This window comes from Amycolatopsis thailandensis, from assembly GCF_042723255.1.
Taxonomy (GTDB): Bacteria; Actinomycetota; Actinomycetes; order Mycobacteriales; family Pseudonocardiaceae; genus Amycolatopsis; species Amycolatopsis thailandensis.
Map to the genome: position 1 here is coordinate 1 of NZ_JBHXJK010000016.1, position 16,895 is coordinate 16,895.

At 71.0% G+C, this 16,895-nt stretch carries 10 protein-coding genes; 6 read left to right on the forward strand and 4 right to left on the reverse strand.

The genetic code is table 11. From position 1 onward, the window contains the following. Positions 1–240 precede the first annotated feature (240 nt). A complete protein-coding gene (locus ACFWMR_RS08845) occupies positions 241–1,461 on the reverse strand; it encodes a helix-turn-helix domain-containing protein (RefSeq protein WP_167406085.1) in 1,221 nt (406 codons plus the stop codon). A gap of 193 nt (positions 1,462–1,654) precedes the next feature. Here ACFWMR_RS08845 and ACFWMR_RS08850 point away from each other — a divergent pair, with 193 nt between their 5' ends. The 5 genes from ACFWMR_RS08850 to ACFWMR_RS08870 all read left to right on the forward strand — a co-directional run bounded on the left by ACFWMR_RS08850 (position 1,655) and on the right by ACFWMR_RS08870 (position 13,958). Further along, positions 1,655–3,061, forward strand: coding sequence for an MFS transporter (locus ACFWMR_RS08850; protein ID WP_378377987.1), 1,407 nt, complete (start codon positions 1,655–1,657; stop codon positions 3,059–3,061). Positions 3,062–3,231: 170 nt separating this feature from the next. Continuing rightward, complete coding sequence (locus tag ACFWMR_RS08855) at positions 3,232–4,992, forward strand: fatty acyl-AMP ligase (RefSeq protein WP_378377988.1); 1,761 nt, start codon at positions 3,232–3,234, stop codon at positions 4,990–4,992. Beyond that, on the forward strand, positions 4,989–11,387 hold the full coding sequence (locus ACFWMR_RS08860) for an SDR family NAD(P)-dependent oxidoreductase (RefSeq protein WP_378377989.1): 6,399 nt from the start codon (positions 4,989–4,991) through the stop codon (positions 11,385–11,387). The genes ACFWMR_RS08855 and ACFWMR_RS08860 overlap by 4 nt, the downstream gene beginning before the upstream one ends. Then, a complete protein-coding gene (locus ACFWMR_RS08865; RefSeq protein ID WP_093933859.1) occupies positions 11,384–12,967 on the forward strand; it encodes an acyl-CoA carboxylase subunit beta in 1,584 nt (527 codons plus the stop codon). The genes ACFWMR_RS08860 and ACFWMR_RS08865 overlap by 4 nt, the downstream gene beginning before the upstream one ends. Before the next feature lie 13 nt (positions 12,968–12,980). Beyond that, a complete protein-coding gene (locus ACFWMR_RS08870; RefSeq protein WP_378377990.1) occupies positions 12,981–13,958 on the forward strand; it encodes an alpha/beta hydrolase in 978 nt (325 codons plus the stop codon). A 90-nt stretch (positions 13,959–14,048) separates the two neighbouring features. On the opposite strand, the gene ACFWMR_RS08875 is transcribed toward ACFWMR_RS08870, so the two are convergent. Genes ACFWMR_RS08875 through ACFWMR_RS08885 form a run of 3 tightly spaced genes read right to left on the reverse strand, consistent with a single transcriptional unit; the run spans position 14,049 to position 15,995 of the window. Continuing rightward, the gene (locus ACFWMR_RS08875; protein WP_378276269.1) at positions 14,049–15,008 is read right to left on the reverse strand and encodes a pyridoxal-phosphate dependent enzyme; all 960 of its coding nucleotides are present in this window, start codon (positions 15,006–15,008) and stop codon (positions 14,049–14,051) included. Beyond that, positions 15,005–15,649, reverse strand: a complete 645-nt coding sequence (locus tag ACFWMR_RS08880; protein ID WP_378276268.1) for a helix-turn-helix transcriptional regulator — start codon at positions 15,647–15,649, stop codon at positions 15,005–15,007. Before ACFWMR_RS08880 ends, ACFWMR_RS08875 begins: the two co-directional genes overlap by 4 nt. Then, complete coding sequence (locus tag ACFWMR_RS08885; RefSeq protein WP_093933855.1) at positions 15,642–15,995, reverse strand: RidA family protein; 354 nt, start codon at positions 15,993–15,995, stop codon at positions 15,642–15,644. The genes ACFWMR_RS08880 and ACFWMR_RS08885 overlap by 8 nt, the downstream gene beginning before the upstream one ends. Positions 15,996–16,108: 113 nt before the next feature. Here ACFWMR_RS08885 and ACFWMR_RS08890 point away from each other — a divergent pair, with 113 nt between their 5' ends. Then, complete coding sequence (locus ACFWMR_RS08890) at positions 16,109–16,855, forward strand: GntR family transcriptional regulator (RefSeq protein ID WP_378377991.1); 747 nt, start codon at positions 16,109–16,111, stop codon at positions 16,853–16,855. Positions 16,856–16,895: the final 40 nt, after the last annotated feature.

Consider the following 16,895-nt stretch of genomic DNA (forward strand, 5'->3'; position numbering starts at 1 on the left):
GGCAAGGAGGGTTAGAACCCTCTTTGCCACTCACGACCCCTCGCAAAGCCACGCAAAGTGACCAAAACGGGCGTTACACTTGGAACAAGTGTCCCTTGTGGACGGTCAAGGTCGCGACCGGCTCACCCGGCCAGGTCGGTCCGCGCCGCGAAGGCCATGCTCGGCAGGAGACTCGATCACGACATATTTGCCTTGCCTTCCAACAGGACGAATCGCCACTCACGACCGACCCTGCCCCGCTCACTGATCGTCCGAAGTGGACTCTTCCGGCGGCCGGGTGCCCAGTAACTGATGTGCCCGCAAGGCCATCTGGAGTTCGAGGCGTCGCGCGGGATCCGCCAGGCTGTCCCCGAACAGGTCGCTCAGCTGGCTGACCCGGTAGCGCACCGTCTGCGGGTGGATCGCGAGCGCCTGCGCGATGTCCGGCGTGCTCCCGTTGTGCTCCAGCCAGGCCAGCAACGTCTCCGCCAGCCGAATCTGCTGTTTCACCGTCAACCCGGAGAACGGCGCGAGCACCTTGTCCGAAACCTCGTCGAGCAGGAAGCGGTCGAGCAGGAGCCAATGGGTGGCCAGATGGTCCGAAGTGCGGATCACCGCGCGGTCTTCGATCACGCCGCGGCTCACCAGATCGAGGGTGCGCCGAGCCCACCGCAGCGACTTCGCGGCGTCGGCCGGATGGACCCGGGGGCCGACGGCGGCGCGCCAGCCGGGGAGCCTGCCGTCGAGATCGCGCAGATCGCGGCCCGGATCCGGGGTGAGCAAACAGGGTTCGTTGCCTTCCAGATCGAGCAGGACGTCGTCGGCGACGCGCGGCGCGGGGATCCGGTGTTGTTCGGCGCGCGGGTCGAGCGCCACGACGCAGACCCTGTCCGGCATCTCCCACTTCGCGGCTTCCGCCATCGTCGCGAGAGTGGCGGGGGACGACGGGGGAGTGGCGAGCAGCAGTTCGAGCAGCCGTCTTCGCCTCCTCTCCAGTGTGCCGGTCGCGGTCGCCTGCGCGAGCGTGTAGCCCTCCACCGAATGCGACGAGATCTCGTCCACGTAGGCGAAGATCGCCTCCGCGCCGATGCAGAGGACCGCCGGGGGAAGGCGGTGCGCCTGCCCGAACTTCGCCACATAACGCAGCGCCGCGCGGCCGCCCGCGCGGTAGGCGGCTTGCAGCGTGTTCAGGCTTCCGCCGTCGCGGTGCACCCGCTTGCCGACCTCGACGAACAGCCGCACCCAGTCGTCCGGGGGCGCGCCGAGGTCGCCGATGCTGTCGATGCAGCTGACCACCGCTTGTTCGATCGCGCGCACGATGACCCGGCCGAACTCGCCCTCTAGCGGCTTCCCGTACTCGGGGACCGCCTGCTGGATCTCCTCCAGGATGCGCCGCGCGAGCGGGTCGGCATGCGGCCGGAAGCGCCGCGCCACCTCGTCGGGCAGCGAACACCAGAGCCGCTGTGCGGCCGTTCGGGTCATGGCTACTCCTTGCCGCACGACGACGTACGAGCACGCCATGTACTCACACGAGTGAGGAATTCGGCAACCGCCGGAAGGAGTTCCTGTCACGAGTATCAACGGGCGCGGCGGAAATTGTCACGTGAGTGAGAGTGCGGGTTTCGCGAGTGGTAAAGACGGTTCGAATCGTCATTACCACTCGCGAGGAGTGAAAATGCGGCCGACGCTGGTCATGATCGCGCTCGGGGCTTTCGTCACCACGCTCGACAACACGATCGTCGCGGCGGGCGCGCCGTCCATCGCCCGTGACCTCGCACTCGATCTGCCCACGCTGCAATGGGTGAGCATCGGGTACATGCTCCCGTTCGCCGGGCTCCTGCCGGTCGCGGGCACGCTCGTGGACCGCTGGGGACAGGCCGCGACCCTGCGGGCAGGGCTGCTCGCGTTCGGCGCCGGAGCGGCCGTCGGAGGGCTGGCCACGACGGCGTGGCTCGTCATCTCCGCGCGAGTACTGCAGGGCGCCGCCGCCGCGTTCCTGGTCCCGGCCCTGCTCAGCCTGCTCCGCACCAACCTCGACGAGCGAAGACGCGCGGTCGGCGCGACGGTCTGGACAGCCTGCCTCGCGGTCGCGCTGGCGCTCGGCCCGACACTCGGCGGCGTGCTCAGCGAGTACCTGGGCTGGGGCTGGATCTTCTTCGTCAATCTCCCGTTCGTGGCGGCGATGCTGGCTCTGTTGCGCAAGGTCGCCGTCGCGGGTCGCGATCCGGCCGCGGGCCGGCCCGCCGTGCTCTCGATGCTGGTGGCGACCACCGGGATGGTCCTGGTCACCGCCGCCGTCGTGGAACTGGGCGAGGGTGACGTCTTGGTGCCCGCGATGTCCGGGGTCGCGGGAATAGGCTTCGCGATCTGGTTCGTGCTCAGGGAAAGACGCGCGCGAGACCGGCTGGTACCCGGCGAACTGACCGGTCAGCGGGTCTTCTCCGGCGCGCTCGTCGTGCAGTTGCTGTGGGGGCTGGGAGTCTCGGGAGTCTTCTTCTTCACCCCGTTGCTGCATCAGGAATCCCTCGGGCTCGGGCCGGTCCTCGCCGGGTCGCCGCTGGTCGTGGTGGCGATCGCGGTCGTCGCCGCGACCCCGCTGGTGCCCTGGGCCGTGCCGCGGTTCGGTCCACATCGGACCGTCGCGACGGGGCTGGGCACGGTGGCGGTGGGCCTGCTGGCGGTCGCCGCGGTCAACCACGTCCCGGAGGTCCTCCCGAGGATTCCCGGGCTGGTGCTGATCGGGGCCGGATCGGCCTTGACCACACCGCTGACCTCGTACGCGCTGGAAATCGTGGCGGAACGGCACGCGGGCACCGCCTCCGGGCTGCTCACCGCGTCCAGGGAGCTGTCGAGCGCGCTGGGCGTCGCGCTGATCGGGGCCGTACTGGCGGTGGTGCGTACGGCGCGGCTCGACGAAGGTGCCGTGTCCGCGCTGGCCGACGGTTACACGGCGGGCTTGCTGACCGCGGCGGGACTGGAGATCCTCGGCGCGCTCCTCGCGCTCCGGTTGCTGAACCCGCGGGCGGGGCAAAGTCCGTCCCGAAGTGACAAGCGGGGTGCCCTGTTTCTCTCTTCCCGGTGAGCACGGCCGCACCGCCGTCAGCGTTTCACGGCCCTTTCATTGACACTCTTCGCGGATGATCCATACAGTTCCGGGCAGAGAAAAGAACGGTCTCCGGAATGGAATCCGCTTTCGGCAACGGCGCCGTTCCGCATTCACCCGCTCCTGCTCACGTCGTCAAACGAGGGGCCATGGAAACCATTTCGGAAACGGTCGTCGCCGCCCGCGGCCAGGACGGCGCACCCGCCGGGGAGTCTTTCGCGACCCTGTTGGAGTACTGGGCGCGGCGGCTCGGCGACGAGGTCGCGGTGACCTACCTCGACCACCGCGCCGGTGCGGACGGCCGGGCGGTCACCCTGTCCTGGCGCGAACTCGACGACCGCGTCGAGGCCCTCGCCACCCGCCTGGTCACCTTCGCCGCCCCGGGGGAGCGGGCGGCGATCCTGGCGCGCCAGTCGGCCGACTACGTCGTCGCGTTCCTCGGCGCGATCCGGGCCGGGCTGGTCGCGGTCCCGCTGTTCGCCCCGGACCTCCCCGGACACGCGGGCAGGCTGACCGCGGTACTCGCCGATTGCGCGCCGCGGGTCGTGCTCACGACCACCGACGGAATCGACGCCGTCGCCGATTTCCTCGCCTCGACGGCGATCGAGCGGCCCGCCGTGCTCGCCGTCGACACCTCTGCTTCGGTCGCGGCCGGTGAACGTTCCTGGCCGCGACCGGAACCTGACGCACTGGCGTACCTCCAGTACACGTCCGGTTCCACGCGGACCCCGGCCGGCGTGATGCTGACCCATCGCAACGCGCTCACCAACGCCCGCCAGGCCTGCGACGCCTACGCGATCGAGACCGGGACGACGTCCACCGTCAGCTGGCTGCCACTCTTCCACGACATGGGCCTGATCCTCGGCATCGGCGCGCCGATGGCCGCCGGTGTGGCCTCGGTCCTGATGGATCCGCTCGCGTTCCTCGAACGCCCGTCCCGCTGGCTGCGCGCCCTCTCGGCCAGTCCCGGCGCGATCAGCGCGGCACCCAATTTCGCCTACGCGTACAGCGCTTCCCGCGTGACCGAAGCAGAGAAGAGCTACCTCGAACTGAGCCGGGTCGTCTCGCTGATCAACGGCAGCGAGCCGGTCCTGCCCGCGACCATCGCGAAGTTCCACGGCGCCTTCGCGGACTGCGGGCTGCGTCCCGAGGTCCATCGCTCCTCCTACGGGCTGGCCGAGGCCACGGTGCTCGTCTCCGTCACCGAGGCGGGCAAGGCGCCCCGGCAGGTCACCTTCGACCGCGACCGGCTCGCCGCCGGACTGGCGGCCCCCGCCGCTCCCGGCGCCGCGTCCACCACGCTCGTCTCCTGCGGTTTCCCCGCCGGGCAACGGGTTCGCATCGCCGACCCGGTCACCGGCGCGCTGGTCGAACCGGGCCGGGTAGGGGAGATCCAGGTCAACGGCCCGAACGTCGGCGTGGGCTACTGGGGATTGCCCAGCGAGTCCGTCGCCGTCTTCGGCCTGCCGCCGATCGATCCGGACTCCGGCGCGGGCTGGCTGGCGACCGGAGACCTCGGCGTGCGCCACGACGGCGAGCTGTTCATGACCGGCAGGCTGAAGGATCTCGTCATCGTCGACGGCCGCAACCACTATCCGCAGGACGTCGAGCAGACCGTCGAGACCCACCCCGCGGTCCGCCCGCATTCCGCCGCGGCCTTCGCGATCGAGCGCGAAGACGGCGAAGCGGCGGTCGTGGTGGTGGAACAGGCCAAGGGGACCGAGGCCGACGTCGCCGTGGCGGCCGCGGAGATCCGCAGGACGGTTTCGACCGCGCACGGCCTGCGCCCGTACGACGTCGTCTTCCTCGCGCCGGGCGAAGTGCCGCGCACCTCCAGCGGGAAGATCAGCCGTGCCCTGTGCCGGAAATCCTATGTGGACGGTGTGCTGACCGCGCGGCGGCTCGGATGACCGCGGGGATCCGGGTCTGGCTCATCGCGTGGGTGGCGGACCGCACGGGGCTGCCCGCGGACCCGGACCGGCCATTGCACGAAAGCGGGCTTTCGTCGCGCGAGTCGATGGAGCTGGCCGCGGACCTCGGCCGGTACCTCGGCCGTCCGCTGGCGCCGACCCTGGTCTGGGAACATCCGACGATCGCCGCCCTCGCCGACTATCTGTCCACAGTGGAGCCACCGGTGGCCGCTACCGGTGAGGCCCGGGAAGAGGAACCGATCGCGATCGTCGGCATCGGCTGCCGCCTGCCCGGCGGTACCGAGTCGCCGGAGCAGTACTGGCGCTTCCTGGACGTCGGCCGCGACGGCATCCGCGACATTCCCGAAGGGCGCTGGGAGGAAGACTTCGGCCGCGGTGGTTTCCTCGACGACATCGCCGGGTTCGACGCCGACTTCTTCGGCATCGTCCCGGGCGAGGCCGAAGCGATGGATCCCCAGCAGCGGATGCTGCTCGAAGTCACCTGGGCGGCACTGGAACACGCCGGGATCCCGCCGTCGACGCTGCGAGGAAGCCGCACCGGGGTCTTCGTCGGGCTCTCGGCGGGCGAGTACGGCCACCTGACCATGACCGATCCCGCCGCCGTCGACGTCTGGTCCGCCACCGGCGCCGCGACGAGCATCGCCGCCAACCGGCTCTCGTACCTGTTCGACCTGCGCGGGCCCAGTCTCACCCTCGACACGGCCTGTTCGTCGTCGCTGGTGGCGGTGCACCAGGCGGTGCAGAGCCTGCGCCGCGGTGAATGCGGGACGGCGCTCGTCGCGGGGGTGAACCTGCTGCTCACCCCCGCCGTCACCGCCACCTTCCGGCGGGCCGGAGTGCTGGCCCCGGACGGTCACTGCAAACCGTTCGACGCCGCCGCCGACGGCATCGCCCGAGGCGAGGGCTGTGGTGTCGTCGTGCTCAAACCGCTGAAGGCCGCCCGTCGCGCGGGGGACCGGGTGCTCGCGGTGATCCGCGGCAGCGCGGTGAACTCCGACGGCCGGTCCAACGGTCTCGTCGCGCCCAGTCCCCGTGCGCAGGCCGCCCTGTTGCGGGAGGCGTACGCGGCGGCGGGGGTCGAACCGTCCTCTGTGGACTACGTGGAGGCGCACGGGACCGGCACCGCGCTGGGGGACCCCATCGAGGCCGGCTCGCTCGGCGAGGTACTCGGAACCGGACGTGAAGCCGCCCGCCCGCTCCTGATCGGCTCGGTCAAGGGGAACCTGGGCCATCTCGAAGGCGCGGCGGGGATCGCCGGGCTGATCAAGGTCGTCCTCGCGATGGTCCACCGGCGGCTGCCGCCGACCCCGCACTACCGGGAACCCAGTCCGCACATCGACTTCACCGGACTCGGTCTCCGTGTGGTCGGCACCGGGGCGGACTGGCCCCGCTACTCCGGTGTCGCCCGCGCCGGGGTCTCCGCGTTCGGCTTCGGCGGCACCAACGCCCACGTCGTCCTCGAAGAGTGGCCCGCCGCGTCGTTCCCCACCCGTGGGAAGGAAACCGAAGGCCCGCGGGTGTTCGCGCTGTCGGCACGGTCGCCCGAGGTGCTCCGGACAAGGGCCGCCGACCTGGCGGCCTGGCTCGAAGACCACCGTGAGGTACCGCTGGACGTCGTCGCCGCGACGCTGGCGCGAGGGCGGGACCACCTGCCCATCCGCGGGGCGGTCGTCGCCCAGGACCGTGACCGGCTCGCCGCCGCGCTGCGCGAAATGACCGCCGCCGAAGCCGGGCCCGTGCCCGACCTCGTGTTCGTCTTCTCCGGCTACGGCTCGCAGTGGCCCGGCATGGGCCGTCTCCTGCTGCGGACCGAGCCCGCGTTCCGCGCCGAGGTGGAGGCACTCGAACCGGTGTTCCGCGAGAAAGCCGGGTTCTCCCTGCGCTCGGTGCTCGCCGGCGAGCGTGACCTGCCGGATCTCGGCGCGACGCAACTCGCGCTGTTCGGCATGCAGCTCGCCCTCGCGGGACTCTGGCGCGCGCACGGCGTCGTCCCGGACGCGGTGCTCGGGCATTCGATGGGCGAAGTCGCGGCCGCCGTGATCGCGGGGGCGCTGGACGTCGCCGACGGCCTGCGCGTGATGACCACGCGGGCCCGGTTGCTCTCCGAGGTCGACGCGAGCGGCGTCGGCGCGATGGCGGTGGTCGAGCTTTCCCCGGCCGAACTGGCCGAGCTGGAAGCGGAGTTCCCCGGCATCACCGTCGCGGTCTACGCCTCGCCGGTCCAGTGCACCGTCAGCGGCGACGCCGAACAGGTCGAGGCCCTGGTCTCGCACGTCGAAAGCCTCGGCAGACTGGCGAGACGCCTGCCGGTCGGGGGTGCCGGGCATTCGGAGGCCGTCGACGCCGTCCTCGACCGGTTCCGTGCCGAGCTCGACGGACTCGCGCCGCGACCGGCCGAGATTCCTTGCTACAGCAGCGTTCTCGACGATCCACTGTGGTCGCCGACGTTCGATGTCGAGTACTGGGCGGCGAACCTGCGCCGTCCGGTCCGGTTCAGCCAGGCGCTGGCGGCGGCGACCGCCGACGGGTACGGCGTGTTCGTCGAGATCTCCCCGCATCCGGTGGCGCTCGCCGCGATCGAGCAGAGCACCGGGGCGCTCGCGCTGCCCTCGGCGAGCCGCAAGATCGACGAACGGACGGCCTTCCTGACCACACTCGCCCGGCTGTACACCCTCGGCGTGCCGGGCGTGCTCGACGCCCGGGGTCCTCGTCCGGTCCCGGTCGAGCTGCCCGGCCCGCGCTGGCGGCATGAACGGTTCTGGCCGCGGCGCCCGGCCGCCCGGCCCGGATCCGGTGGCACGCACCCGTTGCTGGGCGTCCACATCGAACAGCCGACCGGTGGCGGGCACCTGTGGAACGCGGACGTCGGGACGGAGGTGCTGCCCTGGCTCGCCGATCACGCGGCGATGGGGGTCGCGTTGTTCCCGGCCGCCGGGTTCCTCGAACTGGCGCTCGCGGCGGCCAAGGCGGTCCTGCGGCCCGGTGGGCAACTGCGCGTCGGCGGGCTCGAACTGCACCGGGTGCTGCCGCTCGCCGCGCACACCGAGGTGACGACCAGCCTGAGCACCGGTTCCGGACCGTCCGAAGTGGACGTCTACGCGCGATCCGCGGGCGGCGGCTGGATCCGGCACGCCACGGCCCGCGTCCGCGACGGGGAGACGTCGGTGGTGCCGTTCGGCGCTGTCACCGAGGACGCCCGGCCTCTCGATCTCTACCGGACGCTGGCCGGGATGGGACAGAGCTACGGTCCCGCTTTCCGCGGGCTGAGCGGTGTCTTCGCGGAGCCTGGCCGGGCGTCGGCGTCGATCACCTTGCCCGTCGACCATCCGGCCTATGTCCTGCACCCGGTGATCGCGGACGCTTGCCTGCACGCGCTGGCCGCGGCCGCCGGGGACGCGCTGCGCGAAGCCGAGGGAGTCTTCCTGCCGCTGACCTTGGGCGAGGTCGTCCTCGCGGGCGACCCGGGCCGGGGCGTCCGGGTGGACGCCGTGCTCGACTCCCTCGACCCGGCCGGTGACGGCCTGGTCGGCGGCGTCCAGCTGGTCGACGCCGACGACGTCGTCCTGGTCGAGTTCCGCGAGGTCTACTGCCGCCGGTTCCAGCGATCGGCCCTGCCGGTGCCGATGACGGACCTGCTGTTCGAAACGGTCTGGCGGCAGACCGACCTCCCGGCGGGGAAACCGGGCGCACGCCACTGGGCCGTCCTGCACGAGGGCGTGCCTTGGCTGACGGCGTTGCGTGATCTGCTCACCGAGTCCGGGGACGAGATGGCGACCGCGCCGCTCGGAGATCGCGCCGCGTTGGCGGAGCTCGTGGGGTCCCGGGAAGTGGCGGGGGTGCTCGTCTGTGTCCCGCCGTCGGATCCGCTGGTGGCCCCGCGGACGGTCGCCGCGCTCTCCGGGGTGGTCGCCGAGCTGGCCGGAGCGCCGACCCCGCCGCGGTTGTGGCTGGTCAGCGCCGGCGCCTCGGCGATCGAAGCCGGCGAGTGCGGTGATCCCGGCCAGGCGTGGCTGCGCGGCTTGGTCCGGGTGCTCGCCTTCGAACACCCCGAGCTGCGGGCGAGTCAGGTCGACTTCGACGCCGAGCAGGTCCCCGCCCGGCTGTGGGCGGGCAGGCTGGTCGCCGAGATCCGCGCGGAGGCGCCGGACGACGAGATCGCGTGGCGCGAAGGCGTCCGGTACACGCGGGTCCTGGACCGCCCGGAACTCGGCGGCCCCGGCGACAAACCCGTGGTGCGCGAAGGCGCGTACGTCATCACCGGCGGCCTGGGCGGACTCGGTCTGGTCGCGGCGGACTGGCTCGCGAAACGCGGCGCGACCAGGCTCGTCCTCTCCGGTCGTCGTGGCGCGAGCTCCGAGGTCGAACCGATGCTGGCGGATCTGCGTGAGCTGGGCGCCGACGTCCGGGTGATCGCGGGCGACATCGCCGATCCGGGAACGGCCGAGGAACTGGTCGCGGCCGCCACGGACGGCGGGATGCCGTTGCGTGGCGTGCTGCACGCGGCCGGTGTCCTGTCCGACGGCGCGGCCGTCTCCGTCGAGATCAGCGCGGTCGAAGCCGTCTGGCGGGCGAAAGCGCTCGGAGCGTGGCGGCTGCACGAGGCGACGGCCGGACACGACCTCGACTGGTGGCTGACGTACTCGTCGGCGGCCGCGATGTTCGGATCGCCGGGGCAGACCGCCTACGCCACCGCGAACGCCTGGGTGGACGCGCTCGTCGCGTGGCGCCGGGCCGCCGGCCTGCCCGCGGCGACCATCGGCTGGGGAGCCTGGGGCGAGGCCGGAGCGGCTGTCGGCAACCGCAACCCGGTGCTCGAACCGCTCGGTACGGAGGAGGCCCTGGCGGCGATGGATGCCGTGCTGGCGCGTGACCGGGCGGCGACCGGGATCGCCCGCGTCGACGCCGGAACCGTGCTGGCCCTGTTCCCGGGACTGGCCGCACGGCCGTTCTTCGAGATCTTGGTGCCGAAGGAAGAACCGGACACCGGACCGTCCACATGGGACGGACTGGAGGCGCTGCGGGCGGTCCTGCCGGAAGCCGCCCGCGAGATGCTGGCCGACTACCTGGCCGGGCTCGTCGCCGGGATGCTCGGCCTCGCCGCGGACGGGATCGACAGGCACACGTCACTCACCCGGCTCGGCCTGGACTCGCTCACCGCCATGCGCGCCAAAGGCGTCGTGGAACGCGATTTCGGCCTGCCGTTGCCGATTCCGCTGCTTCTGCGCGGAGCCAGCCTCGCCGAACTCGCCGACCATCTCGCCGACCAGGCAGGATTCGGCGAGACAGGCGCGCGGCCGGCCGGCCCGGGTGCGGCGGTCGGGCCCCGGGACCCGGCCGAACGCTGGGTCGCCCGGCATTGGCAGGCGGAACTGGGCGGCGCCGAGCCCGGTGTCCACGACGACTTCTTCGCGGTGGGTGGCGACGCCGAAGCAGCCGATCGGCTGCGCGCCGTGTTCGCCGGGGAGCTCGGAGCCGTCCCCGATCGGCTCTTCGCCACACCGACCATCGCCGCGGTGGCCGACCTGCTGCGCGACCGGATCGAGGGTCGCGGGGGCTGCCCGGTCCGGCCGTTGCGCGAGGGCGGCGCGGATCCGCTGTTCCTGTTCCATCCGGCGGGTGGCCCGACGAGCGTCTACGACGGACTCGTCCGCCTGCTGCCCGAGGGCAGGTCTGTTTACGGGCTCGAACGGATCGACGAAGAGAACACCGTCGAGGGCAAGGCCGAGTGCTACCTGGAGCTGATCCGGGAAATCCAGCCACACGGGCCGTACCGGCTGGGCGGCTGGTCGTTCGGCGGCTGCCTCGCCTACGAGACGGCCCGGCGGCTGACGGCGGCGGGGGAGCGGGTCGACCTCGTGGTCATGATCGACAGCATCCTGCCGTTGCCCGCGCCCGGGATTCCGGCGCAGGAGATCCTGCTGGACCGCTTCGCCCGATTCGCCGAACACGTCGAGCGGACTTACGGCGTTCCCCTGGAGATCCCGCGCGAGGACCTCCTCCGGCTCGGTGACGACGAACAGATCCGGCTGGTGATCGGCGAGCTGGCCGCGCGAGTGCCCGGGATGGGCCAAGGGGTGCTGCGGCACCAGTACGAGTCCTATGTGGACGCGCGGGTGGCCGAACGCTACGCCCCGGAACCCTACGCCGGGCCGGTGCTGTTGCTGCGGGCGCAGGAACCACATCCGCTGACGACCACGCTCGACCCGCGCTATCTCCGGACCGACGACGCCCTCGGCTGGGACGCTTTCTGCGCCGATCTGGAGGTCGTGCGCGTCCCCGGTGATCACCTGTCGATGATCGACCCGCCGCACGTCGAAGTGGTCGCCGGGGCGCTGGCGGCGCGGCTCGCGGCACCGAGAGCGGCGCGGCCATGACCGACGTCCCGTTCACCCCGACGACGGCGTTCCGCATCGCCGACCTCGCCGCCCGCCAGGACGAAGCCGTCCGGATCGCCGAGAAACGAGCCGTCGACCGGCAGCACGCCAAGGGCAAGCTGACCGCGCGCGAACGCGTCGAACTGTTGCTGGACCCGGGCTCCTTCGTCGAGCTCGACCAGTTCGCGCGGCACCGGTGCACGGAGTTCGGGATGGACGCCCACCGGCCCTACGGCGACGGCGTGGTGACCGGGCACGGCACGGTCGACGGCAGGCAGATCTGCGTGTTCTCCCAGGACTTCACCGTGTTCGGCGGCAGCATGGGCGAGGTCTTCGGCGAGAAGGTCCTCAAGGTGATGGATCTGGCGATGACGCTGGGCTGCCCGGTGGTGGGGATCAACGACTCCGGCGGCGCCCGGATCCAGGAAGGCGTCGTCTCGCTGGCCTACTACGCCGAACTCGGGCGGCGCAACGCGCTGGCGTCCGGTGTCATCCCGCAGATCTCGCTGATCATGGGCCCTTGCGCGGGCGGCGCGGTCTATTCACCGGCGATCACGGACTTCACGGTGATGGTCGACGAGACCGCGCACATGTTCGTCACCGGGCCGGACGTCGTGCACGCCGTCAGCGGCGAGCGGGTCACCGCCCAGCAGCTCGGCGGGGCCGCGGTGAACACCGAGATCTCCGGGAACGCGCACTACCGGGCCACCGACGAGGATGACGCGATCGACTGGGTGCGGACGCTGCTCGGCTACCTGCCGTCCAACAACCTCGACGTCGTCCCGGAGTACGCCGACGACACCGCTCCCGACCTCACCGCCGCCGATCTCGAACTCGACCGCCTGGTGCCCGATTCGCTGAACCAGGCCTACGACATGACCGAGGTGATCGTCCGCCTCGTCGACGACGGCGAGTTCACCGAGGTGCACGGCGCCTTCGCGCCGAACATGATCTGCGCGTTCGGCCGGGTGCGGGGCAGGACGGTCGGCGTCGTGGCCAACCAGCCGCGGCATCAGGCCGGTGTGATCGACATCGACGCCTCGGAGAAGGCCGCGCGGTTCGTGCGGTTCTGCGACGCCTTCGGGATCCCGATCCTCACCCTCGCCGACGTTCCCGGCTATCTGCCCGGGGAAGCCCAGGAACGGCACGGGATCATCCGGCGCGGGGCGAAACTGATCTACGCCTACGCCGAGGCGACCGTGCCGAAGGTGACCGTGGTGATCCGCAAGGCCTACGGCGGCGGGTACGCGGTGATGGGGTCGAAGCATCTCGGCGCCGACGTCAACCTGGCGTGGCCCACCGCGGAGATCGCGGTCATGGGCGCGGAGGGCGCGGTGCGGGTGCTGCACCGGCGCGAACTGGCCGGGCTGCCGCCGGAACAGCGGTCGGCCGAACGGAGACGTCTCACCGAGGCGTACCGCGAACGGCACTCGAACCCTTACCTGGCGGCGGAACGCGGCTACGTCGACCAGGTCATCGCACCGTCGCAGACGCGCCTGCACGTGGCGAGGGCCCTGTGGGCGCTGCGGACCAAACGGCAGACCCTCCCGGCCAAGAAGCACGGAAACATCCCTTTGTGAGCGAGGAGAAGTGATGAACCGAAGGCGGTGGTGGGGTCCGCTGATGTTGTCGATGGTCGCCCTGCTCGGAAGCTCGATCCCCGCGGTCGCCGCGCCCGTACAGGTCACCGCCGACAACGGCGCGAAAGTCGTCGAGGAGACCTGGCTCGACGCGCGTACCGTCGACCTCAAGATCAGCTCGCCCGCGCTCGGCACCACCGGCATGGTCCGCCTGCTGGTCCCGACCGGCTGGGCCGCGCAACCCGCGCGGACCTGGCCCACGTTGTACCTGCTGCACGGCTGCTGCGAACCGGTGGACTACCGCTCGTGGGACCAGTTCACCGACGTGAAGGCGTTCACCGCGGACAAGGACGCCCTCGTCGTCATGCCGACCGGCGGCCCCGCCGGGATGTACACCAAGTGGTGGAACTTCGGCCTCAAGAGCACTCCGGACTGGGACACCTTCCACACCCTGGAGGTCCGGCAGATCGTCGAACGCGGCTACCGGGCCGGCACGCGCCGCGCGATCGCCGGACTGTCGATCGGCGGCTACGGCGCGCTCGCGTATTCGTACAAGCACAAGGGGATGTTCACCGCGGCGGCGTCCTACAGCGGCGTGCCGAACACGCTCAACCAGGGAGCCCCGCTGTTCATCCAGGGGATCCTGGCCCGCGCGGGGATCTTCAACTACCTGGAACTCTGGGGCGACAGTTGGGGGATGCGGCCGATCTGGTCGGCCAACAACCCGTTCGACCACGTCGACGACCTGCGCGGCACGACGCTCTACATCTCCTGCGGGAACGGGAAGACCGGCCCGCTCGACCCGCCGGGCCAGTCCGACTTCTTCGAGCCCGAGGCGCTGGCTTCGTCGGTGAGTTTCACGGATCGGTTGAAGGCCAAGGGGATTCCGGTGACCGTCGACTACTACGGCGACGGCACGCACAGCTGGCCCTACTGGCAACGGGCGCTGCGGAACTCGTGGCCGGTGCTGGCGGGCGGCCTCGGCCTCTGACCCAAGTCCGTGAAGGACTCCTTGAGGGACCCAGAGTCCCTCAAGGAGTCCTTCACGGACTACCGCGTTCAGAGGACGAAATGCGTCAGGTCAGGGGGCGATCAGTTCGGCGAAGCGTTCCGGGCTGACGTTCCCGCCGCTGATGATCACCCCGACCCGGCCCGAAACGGGGATCTGCTTGCTGAGCAGCGCCGCGAGACCGGTCGCCCCGCTGGGCTCCATGACGAGCTTCAGCCGCTCGAACGCGAACCGCATCGCGTCCCGGACCTGGTCGTCGGTGACCAGCGCGATGTCGTCGACGAGCCGCTGGTTGATCGAGAACGTCAGCTCGCCGGGGATCGAGGCCGCCTGGCCGTCGGCGATCGTCCGCGGGACCGGGATCGACACGCGTTCGCCCGCTTCCAGCGAGCGCTTGGTGTCGTCACCTTCGGCGGGTTCGACACCGACGACCCGGATGCCGGGCCGTACGGCCTTCGCGGCGGTCGAGCTACCCGCGATCAGGCCACCGCCGCCGACCGGGACGACGAGAGTGTCCAGGGAGTCGGTGTCCTCCAGCAGTTCCAGCGCCGCGGTGCCCTGTCCGGCGATCACGTGCGGGTGCTCGTACGGCGGGATGAGCGCGAGACCCCGGTCGGCCGCCAGCGCCTCGCCGATCGCGACGCGGTCACCGGTGTACCGGTCGTAGGTGACGATCTCGGCGCCGTACCCCGCGGTGGCGTCCTTTTTGGACTGCGGGGTGTCCTCCGGGATCAGGATGACCGCGCTGCTCCCGAGTTCCCGCGCGGCCAGCGCGACGGCCTGCGCGTGGTTGCCCGAGGAGTAGGCGGCGATGCCCTTCGCCAGCTGCTCCGGCGTGAGCCGGGAGGCGGCGTTGTACGCGCCACGGAACTTGAAAGCCCCGACGCGCTGGAGGTTCTCGCACTTGATGAAGACCTCGGCGCCGACGAGGTCGTCGAGGGTACGGGAACGCACGACCGGGGTCCGGTGCGCGACACCGGCCAGGCGGGCGGCGGCGTCGCGGATGTCGTCGATGGTCACGGGGGCGGTCATGATGCTCCTTGATCACGGATTTCGGCGAGATAGTTGTAAGCGGAGGCCCGGGAGATCCCGATCCGGGCCGCGACCTGGGGCACGGCCCGGCGTACGGCGAAGACGCCGCGCGCGTGCAGGCTGCGGAACAGGTCGAGTCGTTCTTCGCGGCTGAGCGCGGTCCAGGGTTTGTTCAGCCGGAGCTGGTGTTCGTCGACGATCGCGTCCACGACGGCGTCCACGTCGTCGCCGAAGGTCGTCGTCGGTGTCTCGGTGGTGGTGCCGACGTCGGCGAGTTCGCCGACGAGGGTCTTGAGCTGGCCGAGCGCGGTGACGTCGAGGTTCACGCACAGGGCGCCGAACACCGAGCCGCCGCTGTCGCGCAGCAGCATGGTCGAGGACTTCACCAGCTTCCCGGACGCCGTCCTGGTGACGTAGTTCAGCTGGTCTTCGGCGTCGTCGCCCCGGGCGAGCAGACCCATGCCGATCTCGCTCATCGACCCGCCGACGCTGCGGTCGGTGACCGAGCCGGCGATCGCCACCACCGACTGCTCGGGGCGCCGGAAGTCGTGCACCACGACCTCGCAGAACGAGCCGAGCGTCGCCGCGATGCCGTCGGCCACCGGGGCGAGCGCGTCGAGGATCGCGTCCTGCTCAGACATCGCGTACCCGGGCGAGGGCCTCGACTTCGACGGCGCCGCCGTAGGGGAGCGACGCGACTCCGACGCAGGTGCGAGCGGGCCGGGGCTCGGCGAAGAACTCTTCGTACACACGGTTGAGGCCGTCGCGATCGGCGATGTCGGTCAGGTACACGACGACCTTCACCACGTCGGCCCGGCCGGCGCCCACCGAAAGCAGCGCGCTGTCGAGGTTGGCGAAGGCGCGCGGGCATTCGGCGTCGAAGCCGCCGGGGACCAGTTCCCCGGTCTCGGTCACGCCGAGCCGTCCGGACACGGAAACCAGGTCGCCGCTGCGGAAGGCCGGAGGATACGGATGCTCGTTGGTCACGAGACTGACTGTATAAGCGCTGGACGGAAAGTCCAATCGAATAGGAGGTGACGTACCGCTCATGCCGACGGAAAGTGATTGATATACCGTATACAGAAGATAAGGGGGTTCGGATGACCACGAGTTCCACGGCCGCCGTGCAGGACGAGCACGGCCGGATCGTCGCGCCGCCGAGCATGGCCGATCTGGCCACCCAGGCGCTGCGCGCGATGATACTTTCCGGCGAACTCCCGCCCGGCACGCGTTTGGTCGAGGCCAAGCTCACCGAGCGGCTCGGGGTGTCCCGCCCGCCGCTGCGCGAAGCGTTGCAGGTGCTGGCGTTCGAGGGGCTCGTCGTGCCCCATCCGCGGCGCGGTGTCATCGTCCGCCCCCTGACCCGCCACGACGTCTACGAGATCATCACCCTGCGCGAAGAGCTGGAAGCCTTCGCCGTCCGGATCGGCGTCCCGGTCCGCTCACCGGAGCGGCTGCAGGACTGCCGGAACGCCTTGGCCGCCTTCGAACAAGCGGGCCTCGACGGAGACGAAGGCGTCTTCACGCAGCGCAAGTACGACTTCCACCAGTCGATCGTCGCGCTGGCCGGGCACGAACGGGTCACCGAGGCCTATCGCGCGCTTTCCCTGCAGATGCAGTTGTGCATGGCGCTCAACCGCAGCGCCCGTCGTGACGGCGAATCGCTGATGCAGAACGTCGAGCGGCACCGCGAACTGCTCACGATCATCGAGGGCGGCGATCCCGACGCGGTGCTGAAGGCACTCGCTGACCACGGTCACGGCAGTTTCCTCGACGAGGTGGTGGACCGGCTCGACGGCGGCACTCCCGACTCCGAGCGCTGGCTGGCCGAGCGCCGCTCCCGCTAGCGAAGAGTCCACATCGGACGGCTTTCGCGGACCGTCCGAT